Below are 1801 nucleotides of genomic sequence, written 5' to 3' on the forward strand. Positions count from 1 at the left end.
GGGTCAGTTCATCGTCACCCGTGCCGCCGTCCAGGATATAGGAAAAGTCATAGCGGGCCGTGGACTCAATCGTGACGCTATCGTCGCCCGCGCCGGTATTAATGTCGCCGGTGACTATCCCTGCCAAGGTGATGTCCGCATCGCCATCCCCGTCCACTATCGCAAGGTCAGACCTTCCTGCCGTCACTACGGCGGTACGGGTGATGTCAATCGTCCCCCCGGCGCTGGACGTCGTTCGTATCGCGGCGCCATTGCCAGATCCGCCCGTCACAACCCCGTCCACGTCCACGTCAAAGCCCGTCGCACCATCAGCGCGGATGCCGTCTGAACCCGCTCCGTAAACCGTGACAACAGCGTTCGCGCCCAGGTCGACAACAGCCTGGCCCCTGGCCGATTGCGCCACAAGCCCGTAGGCACTTTCCTCATATGTGGTGACTCCGCCGCCCATCATTTGCGCGATCGCCGCGCCACTGCCAGTAGTGCTCGCCACGACCCCATGGGCTTTGCCACCGTATGTTTTGACATCCGCTTCTCCGGTCATGACCGTCTTCGCCGTGGCGTTGCTCCCCGTGTCATTGACAAACGCAAAAAGCCCGTACGATGCCCGATCGTTTTTCTCCGGGTTCGCAGCATCCACATGCTCCGTCCCCCTCGTGATGACCGTACCGCCACGCATTTCTACAGTCGCATCGCGAGTGCCATTGACCTGCGCATAAACCCCGTCAGCTCCGTTACCCTCAGTCTCGACATGCCCGCCGTTCATCCGCGCCGTCGCGGCGTTGTCCTCACCGGTATTATCGGCCAACGCATAAACCCCGCGCGATCCGCGGCCCTTGGCGAGGACCGAGCCACCGTCCATCTGCGCAACTGCCTCACCATCGCCCTCGTGGATCGCAAAAACCCCATGGGCAAATTCACCCTCCGTCGTGATGGTACTTGTTTTGCCATCCCTTTCCATCATGTGCGCCTTCACTTCCGCTGTGCTCGTCGTGTTGTTGATCGCCGCAAAAAGCCCACGCGCAGTGAGCCCTTTCGTGATGATCGTACCGCCATCCATCTTTGCCAATGACGCGCCAAGGCCAATGTTGTTCGCATAAGCCGCAGAGGCATAGTTACCGCTCGTCTCGATAGTCCCGTCGATCACGCTCACCTCCATGTCGGCGTGACTTTCTGTGGTTATGAAGTTGTTTGAGGCGTCTCTTCCCACTTCGTTCGTCGCATGAAGCCCGTGAGAAGTTGACCCAGTCGTGGTGACTTTGCTAGCGCCATCCAGTTGCGCGACCGCCTTCGCATTATCTTTATCGCTCTTGGTATGCGCATAAAGCCCAAAGCCATGGTTACTGGCCGTACTGACCTCCCCCCCGTTGATCACTTGCGCCATCGCCGTGGCTTCGCTCTCATTATTCTTGATCGTCGCCCAAAGCCCGTAAGTAAACTCAGTGCTCACGGTGCTGACGTGGGTGGTGGTGACTTTGCCGCCACTCACTTCCGCCGTCGCATTGCCAAAGCCACTGGTGTCCGCCAAAAGCCCATGAGCACCAGCACCGTCCGTCTTGATCTCCCCCCCTTCAGCCACTTCCGCCATCACCACCGCTTGGCTCGCCTTGTCGAGGATCTGCGCATAAAGCCCCCAAGCCAATTTATCTTTCGTGATGACTTTGCCTCGCAGCAGTTGCACAGAAATACCATCGCCACCCGGCCCCGCCACGCGCACCCCGGAGCCATTCACCGTGATGTCTGGGTCGTTGAGTTCCAGAGTTAAGTTATTTGATCCGGTATAGGTGATGCCATCATCGTAGGG

1 pseudogene is annotated in these 1801 nt (G+C 59.0%); it reads right to left on the minus strand.

Annotation, left to right across the window (positions count from 1 at the left end):
- Positions 1-1801 (minus strand): annotated as a pseudogene (locus ACR0BU_RS24650) (autotransporter outer membrane beta-barrel domain-containing protein); the annotation flags it as partial.

It is taken from the genome of Ruegeria sp. CK2, from assembly GCF_056536585.1.